Raw genomic sequence first — 2,470 nt, forward strand, 5'->3', positions numbered from 1 at the left:
CGTTTATCCCCTGTGTGTCCGTTGGACGAGTCTCAGAGAGAGAGACAATAACTATGTAGTAGTATTGTTGTTTTATTATTATTATTATTATTATACCGCTTCGTAACATTACCTATCCTTATCTTTAATATTAGTTATTTCTAATGTAAAAGTTAAAAATTAATCCTTGCAATAAATTAAATATAAGGTTGACAAAATCGCCTCTACTTCAGTTTTATTGATGTGATAGTAAACCTGAGTTCCTTGTTTTGTAATGGCTAAAAAGCCATTTTTTCTCATTTTCGCAAGATGCTGAGATAAAGCAGATTGAGATAGTCCAACCAAATTCTGAAGTTCGCTAACCGTACATTCATTTTGCAACAAATGGCATAAAATAAGCAGCCTCTTTGGGTTCGCCAGAAGTTTGAGCATGTGTGCTGCCTTGGAAGCATTATTTTTCATGACCTCAAGGCGAGAGTTAGTCAATGTATTCATAACACTTATTATATTAGAATTATCTAATATTTAAATGGTTGTGAGAAATTTAATTTGAGAGAATTAGGTGCTTCAAAGCGCAGGATCGATTTAATGAATATAACTGATAGGCTTTGTTACGTAGCCCAATCATTGAACAAAAATGGTATTGCTTTAAAGCTTCTGGTATTGTTTCTTCTCATTGAAATTCATTTTGACTCTCATTTTATGCCTAATAAATATCCTAAAAAGGAAGGGCGGAACGTCCCGAGTCAAAACTATCAATTAACCAATGGGGGCAGAGTCGCCGGGCAACAAATTACCCTCTGGCTTACTCTCGTTTTTCAAATCTTTATTTTCATATCAAAAACAATATCCGGTGCTATTTTTTTGTTGTTATTTGGAATTGCTATTGGAATTATTTACGAATGCGCCGTTCCGATTATTTTTAAATGGCTATTTGACAGCATCTTACCTCAAAAAATGTTCATCTACTCGTTGTTGCGCTGGCCATATTGGGCGCCACTTTTATAATGTTGATTATTGCAAATTTTGTTCAATCTAGAACCTCTTCTATACTGGGAGCTAAAGTAGCTAATCTTCTCCGTTTTAAAATATACCAAAAAATAGAACAACATTCTTTTGATGAAAAAAATGAAAGCGATGTGTTATCAAGATTCTCTACAGACATTGCATTTTTAGAAAACGTCATTTTTTATATATTGCCATTTTCTATTCTTTATTCCGCGATGATCATCATAGGATTAAGTATATTGGTGTACTTCAACTGGAAATTAACTCTCCTGATCGTGATTATAATGCCTATAACCCTGTTGTTGCCTCGTTCTTTTTCAAAATTAACAACAAATCTTCTGACTCTCAAAAAACAAAGCGAAAATGGTATTCTTTCAAGTATACAAGAAAGAATATTAATGTCTGATATTATAAGGTTATTTAGATTAAAACAGTTTAAAAGAAATCAATTTAATGAAAAACTAATCGAGAATGAAAAGATTAGTTACAATTATAGTTTGAGATCAGGATTAGCAAGTAGAACCACTTATTTAGGGGTAAATCTAACTCGTTTTTTAGTGTTCGCGATCGGCGCTTATTTAGTGATCATTAATAAGCTTAGCGTGGGTGAATTAATTGGATTCATTATCTTATTAGGCAGCGTTAATGCCTCTATTAGTGGTTTAGCAAATCTTTACCCGCAATTGAACCGCGCGGAAGCCAGCCTGAAAAATATTGAAGAGTTAATTGGCCCAGAAACGTCAATACGAACTATGGAAACGAAGATTCCATTAGCCTTTTCTCGCGAAATTTCCTATCAAAATATTGAATTTAAGATAGGAGACAGAAACATATTGTCCGGGGTGAATATAAAGATTCATGCGGGTGAGTTTGTTGCTTTTGTAGGCCCCAGTGGTTCAGGAAAAAGCACCTTAATTAAGTTATTGTTGAAGGACGCAAGTCCAACATCCGGAAAAATAACTTTTGATGACAACGATTTACAATTGATTTCTACTTCGTCACTGCTCTCACAAATTGGTGTCGTGACTCAGCAACCAAAATTATTTGAATTAAGTGTCATGGAAAATATCCGGATGGGGAAACTTAATGCGCTGGATGATGAAATTATTATCGCTGCCCAAAAAGCGGAAATCCATCAAGATATCCTAAAGTTTTCACATCAGTATGATACGGTGATTCATAAAAATGAAACCGGAATTTCTGGCGGACAAGTACAGCGTATCACCATTGCCCGAGCATTGATTAATCACCCTAGAATTCTATGTTTAGACGAAGCAACATCTGCCCTTGACCCTATTAATGGTGCAGCAATTGACGACATGATTGCGCGATTATCCCGACACAATACGAATGCTCACACGATCATTTCAGTAACACATCGTCTCAAATCTATCGCTCATGCAGACACTATCTTTGTTCTTGAAAATGGTAAAATTATTGAGTCAGGAAAACACGAGGAATTATTAAAAAATAAAGGACTTTA

The 2,470-nt window shown here is 34.7% G+C and carries 3 protein-coding genes; 2 read left to right on the forward strand and 1 reads right to left on the reverse strand.

What is annotated here, in order from left to right; all coding sequences use genetic code 11:
• Positions 1 to 159: 159 nt before the first annotated feature.
• Positions 160 to 474: an ArsR/SmtB family transcription factor gene (locus tag BN58_RS05880; protein WP_156812383.1), complete on the reverse strand. Its 315-nt coding sequence runs from the start codon at positions 472 to 474 to the stop codon at positions 160 to 162.
• A 54-nt stretch (positions 475 to 528) separates the two neighbouring features.
• On the opposite strand from BN58_RS05880, the gene BN58_RS05885 reads away from it, so the two are divergent.
• Together BN58_RS05885 and BN58_RS05890 are read left to right on the forward strand one after the other, a co-directional pair.
• Positions 529 to 987: a hypothetical protein gene (locus tag BN58_RS05885; protein ID WP_156812384.1), complete on the forward strand. Its 459-nt coding sequence runs from the start codon at positions 529 to 531 to the stop codon at positions 985 to 987.
• Positions 987 to 2,470, forward strand: a 1,484-nt coding sequence (locus BN58_RS05890; RefSeq protein ID WP_019216048.1) for an ABC transporter ATP-binding protein, incomplete at its 3' end; no start/stop codon positions are given. The genes BN58_RS05885 and BN58_RS05890, both read left to right, overlap by 1 nt.

It is taken from the genome of Legionella tunisiensis (assembly GCF_000308315.1).
Lineage (GTDB): Bacteria > Pseudomonadota > Gammaproteobacteria > Legionellales > Legionellaceae > Tatlockia > Tatlockia tunisiensis.

Bases quoted from the DNA above. Each gene is read 5' to 3' on its own strand.
- BN58_RS05880 (WP_156812383.1), bottom strand. From the start codon at position 474: ATGAATACATTGACTAACTCTCGCCTTGAGGTCATGAAAAATAATGCT.